Here is a 15,800-nt window from a genome sequence, read left to right as displayed (position 1 = left end):
GCGTCTTGCGTTAGGGCCGTTCTTTACCTAAATTGTGATCAGTGTGATCGACGTAACACTCGATCACGAATGTGTCTCAGCTTTCACCGTGCTACCGCGGGGACGGCTGAGATGGTGCGCTGCTCGCCCTATGGCGACGGTCAGACTTTGTAGAGGGGACCCAGAATGTACACAGCCACCCCGAGTAGCCGTTTGGACATCGAGCAGGCCGAGGCACGAATTGCCTGGGTAACTAAGGCACGATGCCGCGAGGTCGACCCCGACCAACTTTTTGTTCGTGGCGCCGCGCAGCGCAAGGCGGCCACCATCTGCCGTCACTGCCCGGTCCTCATGCAGTGCGGAGCAGATGCTCTCGACAATCGTGTCGAGTTCGGTGTGTGGGGCGGAATGACCGAGCGTCAGCGCCGCGCACTGCTCAAGCAGCACCCCGACGTCGACTCCTGGTCCGAGTTCTTCGAAGACCAGCGCCAGCATCACTCAGCAGTCTGATCCAGGTCGATCGGGGGGATCAGCCCTTACGAGTGAGCTGATCTCCCACCGCGCGCAGCGCCTCGAGGTCCGAGACCTCGAACGGTAGCGACGGAACACCGATCAGCGGCACCCTCGGGTGAGCTGCGGTGAATCGACTCAGTAAGGCGATCTCCCGCTTCGCGATCACTGCCCGATGGGCATGGATGCGGAGAACGGCTGCGGTGAGGGCTTCGGCCTCGGTCGCACTTTCCTTCGCTTCCAGTTTGTCGGCGGCGGTCACCGCATGATCGGCAGGCAGAGCCGTCAATGTCGGGTGCGTGCGGTTGAGAACCAGACCGGCCAACGGCATCGAGTCGCCCGCAAGGCGATCGACGAAGAACGCCGCCTCGCGCAGAGCGTCGGGTTCGGCCGCTGCGATCACCAGGAAATGAGTCCCCGGCTGACGTAGCAACTCGTAGGTCTTCGTTGCGCGTTCACGGAAACCGCCGAACATCGAGTCGAGCGACTGCACGAATGCCGATGCATCCGAAAGCATTTGGCTTCCCACGATGGTGGAGACACCCTTCAGTGCCAATCCCATCGCGCCGGCGACGAGCCTGGTCAGGCCACGGCCGGGTGCGGAGAGCAGCCGGATCATCCGTCCGTCGAGGAATGTGCCGAGCCTCTGCGGGGCGTCGAGGAAGTCGAGCGCATTGCGCGACGGCGGGGTATCGACGATCACCAGATCCCACGCGTCGTTCGACGCCAGCTGCCCCAACTTCTCCATCGCCATGTACTCCTGCGTTCCGGAGAACGATGTGGCAACGGTTTGATAGAAGGGATTCGCCAGGATCTGCTCGGCCTTCTCAGGGCTCGAATGCTCGATGACCATCTCGTCGAAAGTCCGACGCATGTTCAGCATCATTGCGTGCAGTTCGCCCGTGGCCTCGGGACCCAGCTTCACCGGCTGCGGAGTGTTGTCGAGTTCGGCCACACCCAGGGCCTGTGCGAGGCGGCGGGCCGGATCGATGGTGAGGACGACTACGCGTCGGCCCTCTTCGGCTGCACGCAACGCCAGGGACGCGGCCGTCGTGGTCTTGCCGACGCCACCTGCGCCGCAACAAACCACGATCCGGGCCGTCGGGTCCTTGATGATCGCCGAAATATCGAGGGCAGGAGCTGCGCGTCGGCCGGTCCTGGAACTGCCGACCGTCACGTTCTCGGTGGTCTCGGTCATCACACGCCCTGTTCCGTGAGGTATTCGGCAAGCTCGTACAGCCCACCGAGATCGACGCCGTCGGCGAGTGCGGGAAGTTGCACCCGAGCCCCGTCGATCTCGCGGAGCTTCTCGGCGCTGGATTCTTGAGCTTCGAGCACCGAGGCATGCTCGATCGTCTCGGTGAGCAGGCCTGCGAAGTCGTCGTCGGACAGATCGATGCCGACGTCCGAGAGTGTCGACCGGATCGAAGCCGCGTCGATATCGCCGGCAGCGGCACCGGAGAGTTGGTCTTCGGGCAAGAACCTCGGGCTGGCGCGGTTGACGATGATGGCACCGAGGTTGAGGTCGTCGCGCGCCAGTTCTGCGGCGGCGTCGGCAGTTTCCTGAACCGGCAGCGCTTCGAGAAGTGCAACAAGATGTACGACGGTCTCCGGCGAGTGCAGCAGCCGAACGACGCCTTCACTCTGGGAGTGCACCGGGCCACCCTTGGCGAGATCGGCCATCGCCTTGGTGACGTCGAGGAAGCTGCCGATTCGTCCGGTCGGGGGAGCGTCGACGACAACGGCGTCGTACACGCGTTTGCCGGTTCGATCGGTGCGGATGACGCACTCCTTGATCTTGCCGGTGAGCAGAACGTCGCGAAGGCCGGGAGCGATGGTGGTGGCGAATTCGATGGCGCCGAACTTACGCATTGCCCGGCCGGCGAAGCCGAGGTTGTAGAACATTTCGAGGTATTCGAGGAACGCGGTCTCGATGTCGACGGCCAGAGCCATCACTTCACCGCCACCTTCGGCGGCCGCGACTTTGGTCTCCTGCGGTGGAAGCGGCGGTACGTCGAAGAGCTGCGCGATTCCCTGGCGGCCCTCGACCTCCACGAGGAGAACGCGCTTGCCGCCCTCGGCCAACGCGAGCGCCAACGCGGCGGCAACCGTGGACTTACCGGTTCCGCCTTTACCCGACACAAAGTGCAGGCGGGCCTTCGTCGCAGACTCGGGCCAGGTCCTGCTCAGCTCATCTTGGGATGCAACCACACCGCGAGCCTATAAGTCTGGGGCCGAAGATGTACGCGGGATAGGCTCACCGCATGAGCGAAATAACTTCCTGGGAATACACCGTGACTCCGTTGCTGGTCCACAATCCGAAGGCAATTCTCGACAACTGGGGTGTCGACGGCTGGGAACTCGTGGCAGTCCTGCCGAGCGCGTCGGGCGAGCAGCACGTCGCGTACATGAAGCGTCCGAAGGGCTGAATCACATGGCAGAGGCAACACAGACCTGGTCGGAGCGTCTCGCCGAACTGGGCATCGCACTTCCCGCCGTCGCGGCACCCGTTGCTGCGTACGTTCCCGCGGTTCGCAGCGGCAACCACGTGTACACGTCGGGTCAGCTCCCGTTCGTCGACGGAAAACTGGCGCTGACCGGCAAGCTCGGTGCGGGCGTGTCGGATGAGGACGCCAAGGCTGCGGCTCGCACCTGCGCGCTCAACGCTCTCGCTGCCATCGACGCCCTGGTCGGCATCGACAACGTCGTTCGCGTTGTCAAGGTTGTCGGCTTCGTGGCATCCGCCGAAGGATTCACCGGTCAGCCCGGCGTGATCAACGGCGCGTCCGAATTCCTCGGTGAGGTGCTCGGCGACGCCGGTATCCACGCTCGTTCGGCAGTCGGCGTGGCAGAGCTTCCCCTCGGCTCTCCGGTCGAGGTGGAACTGATCGTCGAAGTTCGCTGATGTCGACGGTCCATCCCGCCTACGCGCAGCTTCGCCGCGTCACCGACATCGCTTCGGTCTTGCTCGAGAACAATCCGGGCATGATGACGCTGGACGGTACGAACACCTGGATTCTGCATGCTCCCGGCAGCGTCGAGTGTGTAGTCGTCGATCCGGGCGACAACGACGAGGAACACCTGCAACGTGTCGCTGGTATCGGTCCGGTTGCGCTGACCTTGATCACGCACCGGCACTACGACCACACCGGCGGGGTGGACCGTTTCCATGAATTGACCTCGGCTCCGGTGCGTTCCGTCGACCCCACTTTTCTGCGCGGGGGTGCTTCGGCGCTTGTCGACGGTGAAGTGATCGAGGTGGCGGGTCTGAAGCTGCGGATCCTCGCGACTCCGGGACACACCGCTGACTCGGTGTCGATAGTCATCGAGAACGATGCGAGCGTGCTGACGGGCGACACCATTCTCGGCCGCGGCACCGCAGTTCTGGACGACTCCGACGGCGATCTGGGGGATTACCTCACATCACTGCGGTCGTTGGCCGCACTCGGCGAAGGACTGACGGTTCTTCCCGGGCACGGTCCGGACCTGCCCGATCTGCAGGCGATTTCGCAGCAGTACCTCGCCCACCGCGAGGAGCGTCTAGCCCAGGTGCGGGACGCTCTGACGACGTTGGGGGAGTCGGCATCGGTGCGCGATGTTGTCGAGCACGTCTACTCCGACGTGGACCCGAAGCTGTGGCCGGTGGCGGAGAAATCCGTCAACGTGCAGTTGGCGTATCTGCGCCGCTGAGGCGCTCGGCGCCGACATTCTGCGCCGCTGAGGCGCTCGGCGCCGACATAAAGAGTTGAGTTGTGTAGCCGAACTGCCGCCATCTATGCCGATCGAGGTATAGCTGGCGGCAGTTTTTGCATTTGTTTGATATGGGTCACGGGCCAATAGTTAGTCCATGACCTCACAATGCGACGGATGGATCCGCAATTACGTGGACGGCTCCTATGTCGAACCCGACGAGTCGTCGAGCTTCGATCAGGTCGACCCAGCAACGGGCCGTGTTCTCGCCCGGGTCCACGAGGCCGACAAGGCCCTGGTCGATCGGGCCGTGACCTCTGCCAGACGTGCTCTGGACAACGGTTGGGCCGATACGCCGGTCCGCGAGCGGACGGCTCTGCTGCGACGCGCCGCCGACCGGATCGAGGAGCGATTCGAAGAGTTCGTCGCCGCAGAAATGGCGGACACCGGCAAGCCGATCACACAGGCACGCGAACTCGACGTCGCGCGCGCCCTGACGAACTTCCGCACTTTCGCCGACATCGTCGCCGCGGCCGGACAGGAATCGTTTGTCACGGATCTCGCGGGTGGCAAGCAGGCGCTGAACTACGCGATCCGCAAGCCGCTCGGCGTCGTCGCTGTCATCGTTCCCTGGAACCTGCCGCTGCTTCTCCTGACCTGGAAGGTAGCGCCCGCGCTCGCGTGCGGGAACTCCGTGGTGGTCAAGCCCTCCGAGGAAACCCCAGCGACGGCGTCGTTGCTTGCCGAGGTACTCGAAGAAGTCGGCCTGCCTGCCGGTGTCTACAACGTCGTCCACGGGTTCGGTGCGAACTCCGCCGGCGAGTTCCTCACCACGCACCCCGGCATCGACGGCGTCACCTTCACCGGTTCTTCGGCAACCGGTTCCCATGTCATGAAAACCGTTGCGCCGCGAGTCCGTCCGGTCTCGTTCGAACTCGGTGGCAAGAACGCCGCGATCGTCTTCGACGACGTCGACATCGACGAAGCGTTGACGGGTCTGACCAAGTCGGTGTTCACCAACACCGGCCAGGTCTGCCTGTGCACCGAGCGGGTGTACGTGCACCGCAGCATTTTCGACGACATCGCCGGTGGACTCGTCGAGCGGGCAGCAGGATTGCGTCTGGGCGACCCGACGCTCGATGCAACGACGACCGGACCGCTCATTTCGCAGGCGCACCGGAAGAAGGTTCTCGACTACTTCGAGATCGCCGAGCAGGAAGGCGCGAAAGTGCTGACCGGCGGCGGTATTCCGGACCTCGGACAGGAACTGTCGGGCGGATCGTGGATCGAACCCACCCTGTGGACTGGCTTGACCAACAAGGATCGCGTCGTGCGCGAGGAGATCTTCGGACCCGTCGCAGCACTCATTCCGTTCGATACCGAGGCAGAAGCGATCGCCTTGGCAAACGACACCGAGTACGGCTTGGCGGCCTCCGTGTGGACCAACGACCTGCGCCGTGGACACCGCGTCGCGCAGAAGATGAACGTCGGAATCTCCTGGGTCAACACGTGGTTCACCCGTGAACTGCGATCTCCCTTCGGCGGTATGGGCCTGTCCGGTATCGGACGTGAGGGTGGCGAGTCCTCGCTGCACTTCTACACCGAACCGACGAATGTATGTGTGCAACTGTGAACATCGAAACCGCAAAAGTTTTCCAGAAATGAGCGAGGCGTGATGACAGCCCCCGAAGACACCGTATCCGCGCTCGCGCGTCGCCTCGACGACGCTGCGCAGACTCGCACCGACACCCCGAGCCTCGCCGACGAATACACCATCGACATCGACGAGGCCTACCGGATCCAGAACGAACTCCTCGAACGACGAACCAGCCGTGGCGAATCGATTGTGGGTATCAAGCTCGGCTTCACAAGCCAGGCGAAGATGGCGCAGATGGGTGTCTCCGAAGTGATCGTCGGTCAGTTGACCGACGCGATGTGCGTGAGCAACGGCGGCGAAGTCGACCTGAGGAAGTTCATTCATCCCAAGATCGAACCCGAAGTGGCATACCGTCTGTCGAAGGACGTCGATCTCGACGATCCGAACGTCGACATCGAAACCTGCGTCGATGCACTGGCTCCCGCAATGGAGATCATCGACTCGCGCTATCGCGACTTCCGCTTCACCTACACCGACGTCGTCGCTGACAACACCAGCGCTGCCGGGTATGTGATCGGGCGGTGGCTGCCGCTACAGAACGTCGAAGACCGTTCCGTACGTATGGAGGTCGGCGGCGAGACGGTAGTCGGTTCCACGTCGGCCATTCTCGGCGATCCGGCGCGCGCTTTGCATGCACTGCTCGACATCGCCCGCCGACGCCGAATTCCGTTGCGCGCCGGTCAGGTAATTCTGGCCGGTGCCGCCACAGCAGCTGTGCGACTCGACGAGGGCGTCGCACAGTGCACGATCGACGGACTCGGAACCGTCACGGTGAAAGGTGTGAAGCGATGAGTGGGGCGCAGGTCATCGAGAAGCTGGCGAAGCCGCGCGGAAAGTTCCCCCACGTCAAGGTGGTCGGCGATTTCGTCTATGTCTCCGGGACCAGTTCGCGTCGACCCGACAACACGTTTGTCGGCGTCGAGGTCGACGAGATGGGGACGACGGCGCTCGACATTCGGGCGCAGACGCGCGCCGTCATCGAAAACATCGCGGCAATCCTCGCCGAAGTGGGTGGAGAACTCAGTGATCTGGTTCAGGTCACCTCCTACCTGGTGTCGATGAACGACTTCGGTGGATACAACGAGGTGTACGCCGAACTGTTCGACGAAAACGGTCCGACGAGAACGACTGTGGCTGTTCACCAACTGCCCCACCCGCATCTGCTCATCGAAATTTCCGGCGTGGCGTACGTGCCCGCCTCCAAGCGCTCAGCGTCCGAAGATACGGAGAATGCATCATGACCACGATTCCTCCCGTCATCGACTTCAAGAAGTGGATCGACGACAACCGCCACCTGCTGCAGCCGCCTGTCAACAATCAGACGATGGCGCTCGGAGACGACTTCATCGTGCAGGTCGTCGGCGGACCGAACCAGCGGACCGACTACCACCTCGATCCGTACGAGGAGTGGTTCTACCAGCTCGAAGGCGACATCCACGTCAACGTCATGACCGAGGACGGTCCTCAGCGTGTCGACATTCGTGAGGGCGAAACCTGGTTGCTGCCGGGAGACATTCCGCATTCGCCGCAGCGTCCCACTGCGGGCTCCATCGGCCTGGTCATCGAACGCGTCCGCAAGGAAGGCACGCTCGAGAAGTTCCAGTGGTACTGCCTCGAATGCGATCACAAGATTCACGAGGTCGAACTTCAGGTGCGCGACATCGTGGCCGACCTTCCGCCGGTGTTCGTCAAGTTCTACGAGAGCGAAGAAGCCCGCACGTGTGACAAGTGCGGCACGCTCCATCCCGGCAAGGGCTGAGTGATGAGCAACCTGATCGACATCCACACCCACTACGTGCCCAACGGGTGGCCCGATCTGACCGAAGACGCGGGGCCGCAAGCGCCGTGGCTGAAGGTCGAGTCGGAGACCGAAGCCATGATCATGATGGGCACCAAGGAGTTCCGCCGCATCCAGTCCGATGCCTGGGACGCCGAGGTGCGGCTTCGGGACATGGATGCCGACGGCGTGCACACGCAGGTCGTCTCGCCGACGCCGGCATTCTTCAATTACGGCCGAAGCGGCGAGCAGGCAAGTCGCATCGCACGGATCTTCAACGACCTCGCGCTCGAGATCGTGGAGCCGGCGAAGGATCGGTTGATTCCGTTCTGCCAGGTGCCTCTGCAAGACACCGACGCAGCGTGCCGTGAGCTCGAGCGGTGCATCGCGAACGGGCACCGCGGTGTCGAGATCGGCAATCATGTGGGCGATCTGGATCTCGACAGTGAGGGCGTGGTGACGTTTCTCCAGCACTGCGCGTCGCTTGACGTGCCGGTATTCGTGCACCCGTGGGACATGGCCAACTCTCCGCGCCTCGATCGCTGGATGGCGCAGTGGCTCACCGCGATGCCGGCCGAAACGCATCTGTCGATACTCGCGCTGATTCTCGGTGGGGTGTTCGACAAGATCGACGATCGTCTCAAGATCGGATTTGCGCACGGTGGTGGATCTTTCGCGTTCTGGTTGGGCCGGATGGAAAACGCCTGGCACGGCCGCAACGACATCATCGGTACGTCGGAGTTCCCGCCTTCGCATTACCTGGGTAGGTTCTACGTGGATTCCGTCGTCTTCGACGAGCGCGCACTGCGACTGCTGGTGGACACGGTGGGGGTGGACCGTGTGATGGTGGGTAGTGATTACCCGTACCCCTTGGGGGAGCGTCCGGTCGGTGAGGTGGTTCGCAAGAGTGAGTTCTTGGACGATACTGCGCGCCAACTGATTTCGCGGGGGAATGCCGAACGCTTCCTGGGTCTCGTCTGAGACCCCGGCTATACCCTTTCCGGTATGGCGGACGGTGAATTCGGCATTTGTGAGTCATGTCTCGAGCGAGCACAATTCCAAACACAACGATCGACGACGCTCGTGATGCCGACAATCCCGAAGACGGGGTCGGTGACTACAGATTTCATCGTCCGCCTGCCCCATCCAATCGATAGGTTCCGCGATGTCAGACAAGATATCCAACAGCACAACGAGTGACGGAAAGCCGTTGCCGGAGAGAGCTGCCCGTAGCCGAGTTGCCATGGCAACTCTGGCCGGCACAACTCTCGAATGGTACGACTTCTTCCTCTACGGCACAGCCGCCGCGCTGATCTTCAACAAACAATTCTTTCCGAGCCTGAGCCCCACGGCCGGCACGCTGGCTGCCTTCAGCACCTTCGCCGTCGGATTCATCGCACGGCCGGTAGGTGGGCTCGTGTTCGGGCATTTCGGTGACCGGATCGGGCGCAAGGCCACACTCGTGGTCTCCCTGGTGATGATGGGCGTCGGGTCCACACTCATCGGCCTCATCCCGAACTACGATTCCATCGGATTCTGGGCGCCCGTCCTCCTGGTGGCCATGCGCGTCGTTCAGGGCATCGGTCTGGGCGGTGAAGGCGCCGGTGCGACACTCATGTCGATGGAGCACGCGCCGGCAGGGCAGAAGAATCGTTATGCAGGTTTCCCGCAGATGGGCACACCCGCCGGACTGGTTCTCGCCAACGGCATATTCCTGACGACCAACGCCGTGATGTCGGACTCGGCATTCGCTTCGTGGGGTTGGCGAATCCCGTTCCTGCTCAGCTTCGTTCTGGTGGCGATCGGTCTGGTGATTCGCCTGCGCGTCACCGAGTCGCCGTCATTCGCCGGGATCATGGAGAAGGGCGAAATAGTCCGCTTCCCGCTGCGTGAGTCGCTCAAGGTCGGCTTCCCCCGTTTGTCTCTCACGCTTGCCGCGTGCTTGGCGAACTCCGCCGTGGCGTACGCCTTCATGGTGTTCACCCTGTCGTACGGAACTCAACATCTGGGCTACGACAAGCAATTCCTGGTGCTCAGCGTGACCGCGGCCGCAGTCCTGTGGTTCCTTTCCATCCCGTTCTGGACCAAGATCGCTGACAAGTACGGGCGTCGACACATGTTCATCGGCGGATCTGCCGCAATCCTGTTGTGGTGCATCGTGTTCTTCCCGCTACTGAACACCGAGAACAAAGTGGTCGCTGTCATCGCGTTCCTGGGTATGGGTCTGATCGTGCCGGTCACCCACTGCGTTCAGGGCAGCATCATCGCCGATACCTTCCCGGCCAAGGTCCGCTACTCCGGTTCGTCTCTGATCCTTCAGAGTGGTGCGATTCTCGGCGGTGGACTGGCGCCGATGATCGCCACCGCACTGCTGGACGCCACCGGGTCTTCGGTAGGCGTCACCTGGTACCTCGCCTCGATATGCACAATCAGCCTGGTCGGCGCCATCGCACTGTTCAAGATTGTCCCCGATTCGTCGCGGGGCTTGGAGCACGAGGAGATTCGCGTCTCCGAAAACGCCTGAGTACTGGATTGATCCGACATCGGCCCGTTCCCCCTCGCGGGGAACGGGCCGATCGGCGTTTCACGGTCGCATGAGCTCAGCTGCAAAGGACTCCAGCGTCGCGATCAGGGCCTGTGCGGACGGGCTCGACGTGCGAGTCGCCGAGGAGGTGATGCCGACGCTGTGCCCGATCGGATCGAGTGTGATGGACAGGGTGGTCAAGCGCGCGTCGTCGCGGGGGATGAGGCTCGGTAGGACCGCGATCATGTCGGTCTCGACCAGCAGTTGGCGCACGGTGAGGAAAGAGGTTGCCTCGACGCGGTTTTCGGGCAACGGCAGGCTGTTGCGGGCGAAGAACTCCTCGAGCTCGCGGCGGAGCACTGTCTCGACCCCGGGAAGGATCCAGGGGAAGCCGCGTAGTTCTTCGAGTTGGACGTCCTCGCGGTGAGCGAGCGGGTGATCCACGCGGGTGACGAGTTCGACGGACTCCGCGTAGAGGTTCCGTCTTATCGCGGTGTCATCGGTAGGTGAGGTGAGCCGGCCGACGATCAGATCGATTCGGCCCGCTTCCAGATCGGTGAGCAACTGTTCGGGCGTGCCTTCGCGCACGATGACGGTGAGCAGCGGGTGGTGAACCTTCAGGCGCGCGATAGCACCGGGAAGCAGCACGTTGGATCCGGCGAGATGTGTTCCCACGATGACGGTTCCGCGATTGGCGTCGGCAAGTTCGACGACGTGCCGCCCGGCTTCGGTCAGCTGCGCGATCACGGCCCGCGCATGAGTTGTGAAGGCCTCGCCGAAAATGGTCGGGGTGATTCCGCGTGGCCCGCGGTCGAAGAGCGAGACACCGAGAATGGACTCGATGTCGTGCAGACTGCGGGTCGCGACGGGTTGTGTGATGTGAAGTGCGGCAGCGGCGCCGACCACGCTGCCCTGACGGCTCAATGCGTCGACGAGCAGGAGATGGCGGAGTTTGAGTCGCCCGTCGAGGAGCTTGGGCATGTCCATGGAGCAATCCTAGACGGGATTGCCGCGAGTGGGTAGGCGCCCGAAGTTGCTCAGAAGAAGGTGATTCCGATCGGTTGGGCCGAGGTGTACTTCTCCCAGGTTTCGCTGCTGTCCGGACTTCCCGTGTGCGCAAACGACGTCCAGTGCCGGCGTATCCGACGGCCCAGTGCGTCGATGCTCTGCCAGTCGCTGCTGCCCAGCATCGGTGAGCTCTTCCAGGACTGCTCGGTTCCCAACATGAAGGGTAGTTCGATGCAGTGAGTGGCTCCGAAGACGTCGTCCGTCGGTGCCCAGTCGAAGCGATACGTGTACACCGACGCGCCGGCCGCTGTGAAGGCGTCGGCCAGCTCCATCGCCGGTTCGGCAAACATGTTCTGTGTCAGTGCCTTTTCGGCGACGCGTTCGGGATCGGGTACTCCCGCCACGTCGCGCACGAAAGCGGATCCCTCGTCGCGGGTGTATCCCACGATGACGTCCGGCGCTGTTTCGAAAGTTCGGATCACCGGATCCAGTTCGGAAATCGGTGCGAAGGGCGGTTGCACGACGTTAGGGGACCGCCGGCTGAACTCGATTGCGGTGCTGCGGAATGCGTCGAGAATGCGGGAGAGTGGCGCGGTCCGAGGATCTCCGTCGAGCAGTCGGGCAAATGTTTCACCGTTCTCGATCGCGGCAACCTGCGTGAAGTTGAGGTCCGGCCGTGGGGTGCTCTGCAGAATTGCTCGATGGAACAGAGTTCGAGAGTTGTTACTGCTCAACAGATTCACAATCGAATGAGCGCCGGCCGACTGCCCGAACACGGTGACCGAGTCTGGGTCGCCGCCGAATGCCTCGATGTTCTCGCGCACCCACTCGAGCGCTGCGATCTGATCGTGGACCCCGAGATTGCCTTCGCTCACGCCGTCGAGGAGGAGATATCCGAGCACGCCGACGCGGTAGTTGACCGACACCACGACGACGTCGCCCTCGGCTGACAAAGCGCCGCCGTCGTACCAGGGGAGGGAGCCGCCGCCACTGGAGTAACCGCCACCGTGAAGCCAGACCATCACCGGGCGATGACCGGTCAGCGACGGGGTTGTGACGGTGACGGTGAAGCTGTCCTCGCTCTGCTCCGGTTCGGGGAGCGGTGGCCCCATGATGCGCTCGAGCCGTGAAGGTGGTTGGGGGAAGACCGTTCCAAGCGCTGTGGCGTCGAAGACGTCGGAGAACGGTCCCGCCGGCCGCGGCTTCTCGAAGCGCGGTGCGCGGGCGTAGGGGATCGCACCGAAGTAGTAGAAACCGTCACGCTTTAGGCCGCGGATCTTCCCCGAAGCTGTGGATGCGATCACCGTCTCGGACGAGGGCATGGGTTCCTTTCCTCTTGTGCATACCTTTTCGAGCATGCCAGGTGCATGCCGCGGCACAAATGCCTTTGTGGTCGTGCGGTATGCGTTACGGCGTGAGTGCCTGAACCAGTCGATCTTCGAGTCGCGTCGTTACTCGGCTGTATACGGCACCGTCGTCCAGGGCTCGGGACATCACTATTGCGCCTTGGATTCCGGCCACGGCTTCTTCGGCGAGTCCGGTGGAATCTTCGGCGCCGACGAGTGCCGCCTCGAGAGCTGCTGTCCATTCGTCGAAGTAGGTTCGCACCTTGGCGCCGAAGCGGTTTCGCTCTTCACCGAGTGCAAATGCGCCGAACAGGCAAATGCGTTGCCCTGACCGAAAGTAGTCGGCGACGGTAGCGAACATGCTCTGGATACGCTGCCGCGGTGGAACCGACTCTGCTCGAAGCGGTTCGAAGACTTCGGTGCGAAACCATCCGTCGACCTCGTCGAGTACGGCCTCGGCCATCTCTTCCTTTCCTCGCGGAAAGAAGTTGTAGAGACTGCCTTTGCCCAAACCGGTGTGTTCGGTGATGACGGCCAGGCTTGCTCCGTCGAACCCGTAGGTTCGAAACACGTTCGCGAGGGCGGGGATCGTGTCCGAGCGTTCAGCTACCTGTCTGGCCATGGATTCATCCTTTCATCACAGACCCAACTCGCTCAGGCCCGGATGATCGTGCGGGCGTGGTCCGGTCGAATCCCAGAAGAACTTTCGCTCGGACTCCGCGATGGGGACGTCGTTGATGCTGGCATGACGGTGGTGCATGAGGCCGTCCGCGTCGAATTCCCAGTTCTCGTTGCCGTAGGAGCGGAACCACTGCCCGTCGTGATCGTGCCACTCGTACGCGAATCGCACGGCGATGCGGTCGTCGCCGTGTGCCCACAACTCTTTGATCAACCGGTAGTCCAGCTCGCGGGTCCACTTCTCGGTCAGAAGTTCGACGATTTCGGATCGGCCGGTGACGAACGTCGACCGATTGCGCCACCAACTGTCCGGCGTGTAGGCCAGCGACACCTTGTGCGGATCGCGTGAGTTCCATCCGTCCTCGGCGAGGCGGACCTTCTGGACGGCGGTTTCGTGGGTGAAGGGCGGAATCGGTGCTCGGACGGTCATTGCGTGGCCTCTCGATCGGATGTGTACCTATCGGTACATACTTTACCGATAGGTACAACAAGAGTCCAGGGAATGACTTCGGCCGCCCCCACCGAAGTGGGAGCGGCCGAAAGAGTCGAGAAGGAAGAAACTAGCGGGCGCGACGAGCCAGACGCTCGGAATCCGAGATCAGAACGCTCTTGCCTTCGAGGCGCAGCCATCCGCGGTGTGCGAAATCGGCGAGCGCCTTGTTGACGGTCTCGCGGGAAGCGCCGACGAGCTGGGCGATCTCTTCCTGCGTGAGGTCGTGAGTGACGCGCAGGGCGCCACCTTCCTGAGTGCCGAAGCGCTGCGCGAGCTGCAGGAGCGCCTTGGCAACACGGCCGGGAACGTCCGTGAAGATCAGGTCGGCCAGGGTGTTGTTGGTACGACGCAGTCGGCGGGCGAGAACGCGCAGCAGCTGCTCGGCGATCTCGGGGCGCTGCTGGATCCATGCCTTGAGAGCGTCGCGGTCCATGCTCACGGCGCGAACCTCGGTGACGGTCGTAGCCGTCGAGGTGCGGGGGCCGGGGTCGAAGATGGACAGTTCGCCGAACATGTCGGACGGGCCCATGATCGTCAGTAGGTTCTCGCGACCGTCGGGTGAGCGTCGACCGATCTTCACCTTGCCGGACACGATGATGTACAGGCGGTCACCGGGTTCACCTTCGTTGAAGATGACATGTCCACGGGGGAAGTCGACGGGCTGCAGCTGCTTTGTCAGCGCCGCTACCGCTGAGGGCTCGACTCCTTGGAAGATGCCGGCTCTTGCCAGGACGTCGTCCACGTGCGCTCCTTGTTGGGATTTGTTCGTTTGTGGTGTCATTTTTGCGCTAACTATCTTTGTACCCGCGCTGCGCACAAACCGTCGTACACAGGCTCAGCCCTCATGAGTGAGACACTGTGTCCAATGCAATCTGTGTTCAATGCAACAGGTACGGCATCGAAGTCTACGTCCCGATAGCTCGCGACGAGTGATTGATGCCACGTAAGAGCCGAAAATTCTTCCGGAATCCGCTGCGGTGACTACTTTGTATGGCCGTCAACTTGCCCGTTGTGTCCGGATTTCGCCCAGGCTGGCGCTCTCGGGAGCCTCCGACTGACGGCCCTTCCGCTTCCGGTGGAAGCGAGCGAACGCATGGGGAAACCCATCGCTTGCCAGGCGGGCGACGTCGTCGTGACTTGCCTGATCGAGGAAGTCTTCTACTTCGTGCTCTTGAACCGAGAGCCGACGCAATCGCCCTTCGACTCGTTCCATCGCCAGGGCAAAGAGCATCAGCAGTAGCGGAAAGAGAATTACTGCGAGTCCTTGCATAGGGGGAAGTAAACACGTCGAAGGTCTCAGAATCGACACGACGGAGTCTCCACTCATGTCGTATCCGTACAGTTGTCTGAGTGCAGACCACCCCGACAGGCAGTTCAGAGCAGCGGAAGAAACCGCGTTCGGGGGGTGCGCGGAAGGAAGAATCACACCTCGGATTGGTACGCCGGGCGCGTCGGATGAATCGCGAGCTCGCTGTGGCTTTCCCGCACGTGTATTGCGAACTCGACTTCACGACTCCGTTGGAACTGGCAGTGGCGACAATCCTGTCGGCGCAATGCACCGACGTCCGCGTCAACATGGTCACGCCGGCGCTCTTCGCCCGCTATCCCGACGCGAAGGCATACGCGGAAGCCGATCGGACCGAACTCGAGGAGTACATCCGCTCCACCGGCTTCTACCGGAACAAGACGACGTCGTTGATCGGACTCGGTCAGGCGCTACTCGAACGCCACGACGGTCAGGTCCCGAACAAGCTCGAAGATCTGGTGAAACTCCCAGGCATCGGACGCAAGACCGCGAACGTCGTGCTGGGCAATGCCTTCGACATCCCGGGAATCACCGTCGACACCCACTTCGGTCGGCTCGTGCGCCGGTGGAAGTGGACCGAGGAAGAAGATGCCGTCAAGGTGGAACACGCCGTCGGGGCACTGATCGAACGTAAGGAATGGACACTGCTCTCGCACCGCGTGATCTTTCACGGCCGACGGGTCTGCCACGCGCGCAAGCCCGCGTGCGGGGTGTGCGTTCTGGCCAAGGACTGCCCGTCGTACGGACTCGGCCCGACCGACAAAACCGAGGCCGCGGCCCTGGTGAAAGGCCCCGAGACCGACCATCTGCTCGCCCTGGCAGGGTTGTGATC

At 62.6% G+C, this 15,800-nt stretch carries 19 protein-coding genes; 11 read left to right on the top strand and 8 right to left on the bottom strand.

The genetic code is table 11. The annotated features are described in order from the left end of the window. Positions 1-165 precede the first annotated feature (165 nt). Positions 166-489 carry a WhiB family transcriptional regulator gene (locus AC1DVN_RS06355; RefSeq protein ID WP_019746605.1) on the top strand — a complete coding sequence of 108 codons (324 nt, stop codon included), beginning with the start codon at positions 166-168 and terminating at the stop codon, positions 487-489. Between the two features lie 19 nt (positions 490-508). On the opposite strand, the gene bagB is transcribed toward AC1DVN_RS06355, so the two are convergent. Together bagB and bagA are read right to left on the bottom strand one after the other, a co-directional pair. Beyond that, complete coding sequence (bagB, locus tag AC1DVN_RS06350; RefSeq protein WP_029254327.1) at positions 509-1,687, bottom strand: ATPase BagB; 1,179 nt, start codon at positions 1,685-1,687, stop codon at positions 509-511. Then, positions 1,687-2,700, bottom strand: a complete 1,014-nt coding sequence (gene bagA, locus AC1DVN_RS06345) for an ATPase BagA (protein WP_019746607.1) — start codon at positions 2,698-2,700, stop codon at positions 1,687-1,689. The genes bagB and bagA overlap by 1 nt, the downstream gene beginning before the upstream one ends. Before the next feature lie 53 nt (positions 2,701-2,753). On the opposite strand from bagA, the gene AC1DVN_RS06340 reads away from it, so the two are divergent. The 9 genes from AC1DVN_RS06340 (at position 2,754) to AC1DVN_RS06300 (ending at position 10,137) form a co-directional block, all read left to right on the top strand. Continuing rightward, positions 2,754-2,918, top strand: a complete 165-nt coding sequence (locus tag AC1DVN_RS06340) for a hypothetical protein (RefSeq protein WP_003943454.1) — start codon at positions 2,754-2,756, stop codon at positions 2,916-2,918. 5 nt (positions 2,919-2,923) lie between these two features. Next, entirely contained in the window at positions 2,924-3,394 is a 471-nt protein-coding gene (locus AC1DVN_RS06335) for a RidA family protein (RefSeq protein WP_003943508.1), read from the top strand. Next, positions 3,394-4,179, top strand: coding sequence for an MBL fold metallo-hydrolase (locus AC1DVN_RS06330; RefSeq protein ID WP_029254328.1), 786 nt, complete (start codon positions 3,394-3,396; stop codon positions 4,177-4,179). The genes AC1DVN_RS06335 and AC1DVN_RS06330 overlap by 1 nt, the downstream gene beginning before the upstream one ends. Positions 4,180-4,336: 157 nt before the next feature. Further along, positions 4,337-5,812 (top strand): 2-hydroxymuconic semialdehyde dehydrogenase, encoded by a 1,476-nt coding sequence (locus tag AC1DVN_RS06325; protein WP_092765741.1) that lies wholly within the window; start codon positions 4,337-4,339, stop codon positions 5,810-5,812. Between the two features lie 42 nt (positions 5,813-5,854). After that, positions 5,855-6,628: a 2-keto-4-pentenoate hydratase gene (locus tag AC1DVN_RS06320; RefSeq protein WP_019746611.1), complete on the top strand. Its 774-nt coding sequence runs from the start codon at positions 5,855-5,857 to the stop codon at positions 6,626-6,628. Then, on the top strand, positions 6,625-7,077 hold the full coding sequence (locus AC1DVN_RS06315; protein ID WP_019746612.1) for a RidA family protein: 453 nt from the start codon (positions 6,625-6,627) through the stop codon (positions 7,075-7,077). The genes AC1DVN_RS06320 and AC1DVN_RS06315 overlap by 4 nt, the downstream gene beginning before the upstream one ends. Continuing rightward, positions 7,074-7,595: a 3-hydroxyanthranilate 3,4-dioxygenase gene (locus AC1DVN_RS06310; RefSeq protein ID WP_003943511.1), complete on the top strand. Its 522-nt coding sequence runs from the start codon at positions 7,074-7,076 to the stop codon at positions 7,593-7,595. The genes AC1DVN_RS06315 and AC1DVN_RS06310 overlap by 4 nt, the downstream gene beginning before the upstream one ends. Positions 7,596-7,598: 3 nt before the next feature. Next, entirely contained in the window at positions 7,599-8,594 is a 996-nt protein-coding gene (locus tag AC1DVN_RS06305; protein WP_020968257.1) for an amidohydrolase family protein, read from the top strand. Positions 8,595-8,778: 184 nt separating this feature from the next. Next, positions 8,779-10,137, top strand: a complete 1,359-nt coding sequence (locus AC1DVN_RS06300; RefSeq protein ID WP_092765742.1) for an MFS transporter — start codon at positions 8,779-8,781, stop codon at positions 10,135-10,137. Positions 10,138-10,197: 60 nt separating this feature from the next. Here AC1DVN_RS06300 and AC1DVN_RS06295 read toward each other — a convergent pair whose 3' ends face one another. The 6 genes from AC1DVN_RS06295 to AC1DVN_RS06270 all read right to left on the bottom strand — a co-directional run bounded on the left by AC1DVN_RS06295 (position 10,198) and on the right by AC1DVN_RS06270 (position 14,932). Next, positions 10,198-11,124 (bottom strand): LysR substrate-binding domain-containing protein, encoded by a 927-nt coding sequence (locus tag AC1DVN_RS06295; RefSeq protein ID WP_019746616.1) that lies wholly within the window; start codon positions 11,122-11,124, stop codon positions 10,198-10,200. 50 nt (positions 11,125-11,174) lie between these two features. Further along, complete coding sequence (locus AC1DVN_RS06290; protein ID WP_092765743.1) at positions 11,175-12,467, bottom strand: carboxylesterase family protein; 1,293 nt, start codon at positions 12,465-12,467, stop codon at positions 11,175-11,177. 85 nt (positions 12,468-12,552) lie between these two features. Then, the gene (locus tag AC1DVN_RS06285) at positions 12,553-13,113 is read right to left on the bottom strand and encodes a TetR/AcrR family transcriptional regulator (RefSeq protein ID WP_020968259.1); all 561 of its coding nucleotides are present in this window, start codon (positions 13,111-13,113) and stop codon (positions 12,553-12,555) included. Positions 13,114-13,128: 15 nt separating this feature from the next. Beyond that, positions 13,129-13,599: a nuclear transport factor 2 family protein gene (locus AC1DVN_RS06280; protein WP_019746619.1), complete on the bottom strand. Its 471-nt coding sequence runs from the start codon at positions 13,597-13,599 to the stop codon at positions 13,129-13,131. Between the two features lie 130 nt (positions 13,600-13,729). Further along, positions 13,730-14,404 (bottom strand): Crp/Fnr family transcriptional regulator, encoded by a 675-nt coding sequence (locus tag AC1DVN_RS06275; protein WP_003943506.1) that lies wholly within the window; start codon positions 14,402-14,404, stop codon positions 13,730-13,732. 255 nt (positions 14,405-14,659) lie between these two features. Further along, complete coding sequence (locus AC1DVN_RS06270; RefSeq protein ID WP_019746620.1) at positions 14,660-14,932, bottom strand: hypothetical protein; 273 nt, start codon at positions 14,930-14,932, stop codon at positions 14,660-14,662. Positions 14,933-15,012: 80 nt separating this feature from the next. Between AC1DVN_RS06270 and nth the strand changes: the two genes are divergently transcribed. Then, positions 15,013-15,798, top strand: coding sequence for an endonuclease III (gene nth, locus AC1DVN_RS06265; protein WP_003943471.1), 786 nt, complete (start codon positions 15,013-15,015; stop codon positions 15,796-15,798). The last annotated feature ends 2 nt before the right edge of the window (positions 15,799-15,800 follow it).

The sequence above is a fragment of the Rhodococcus sp. P4_E4 genome (assembly GCF_056401575.1).
This window is presented reverse-complemented; position numbering and strand designations above follow the sequence as displayed.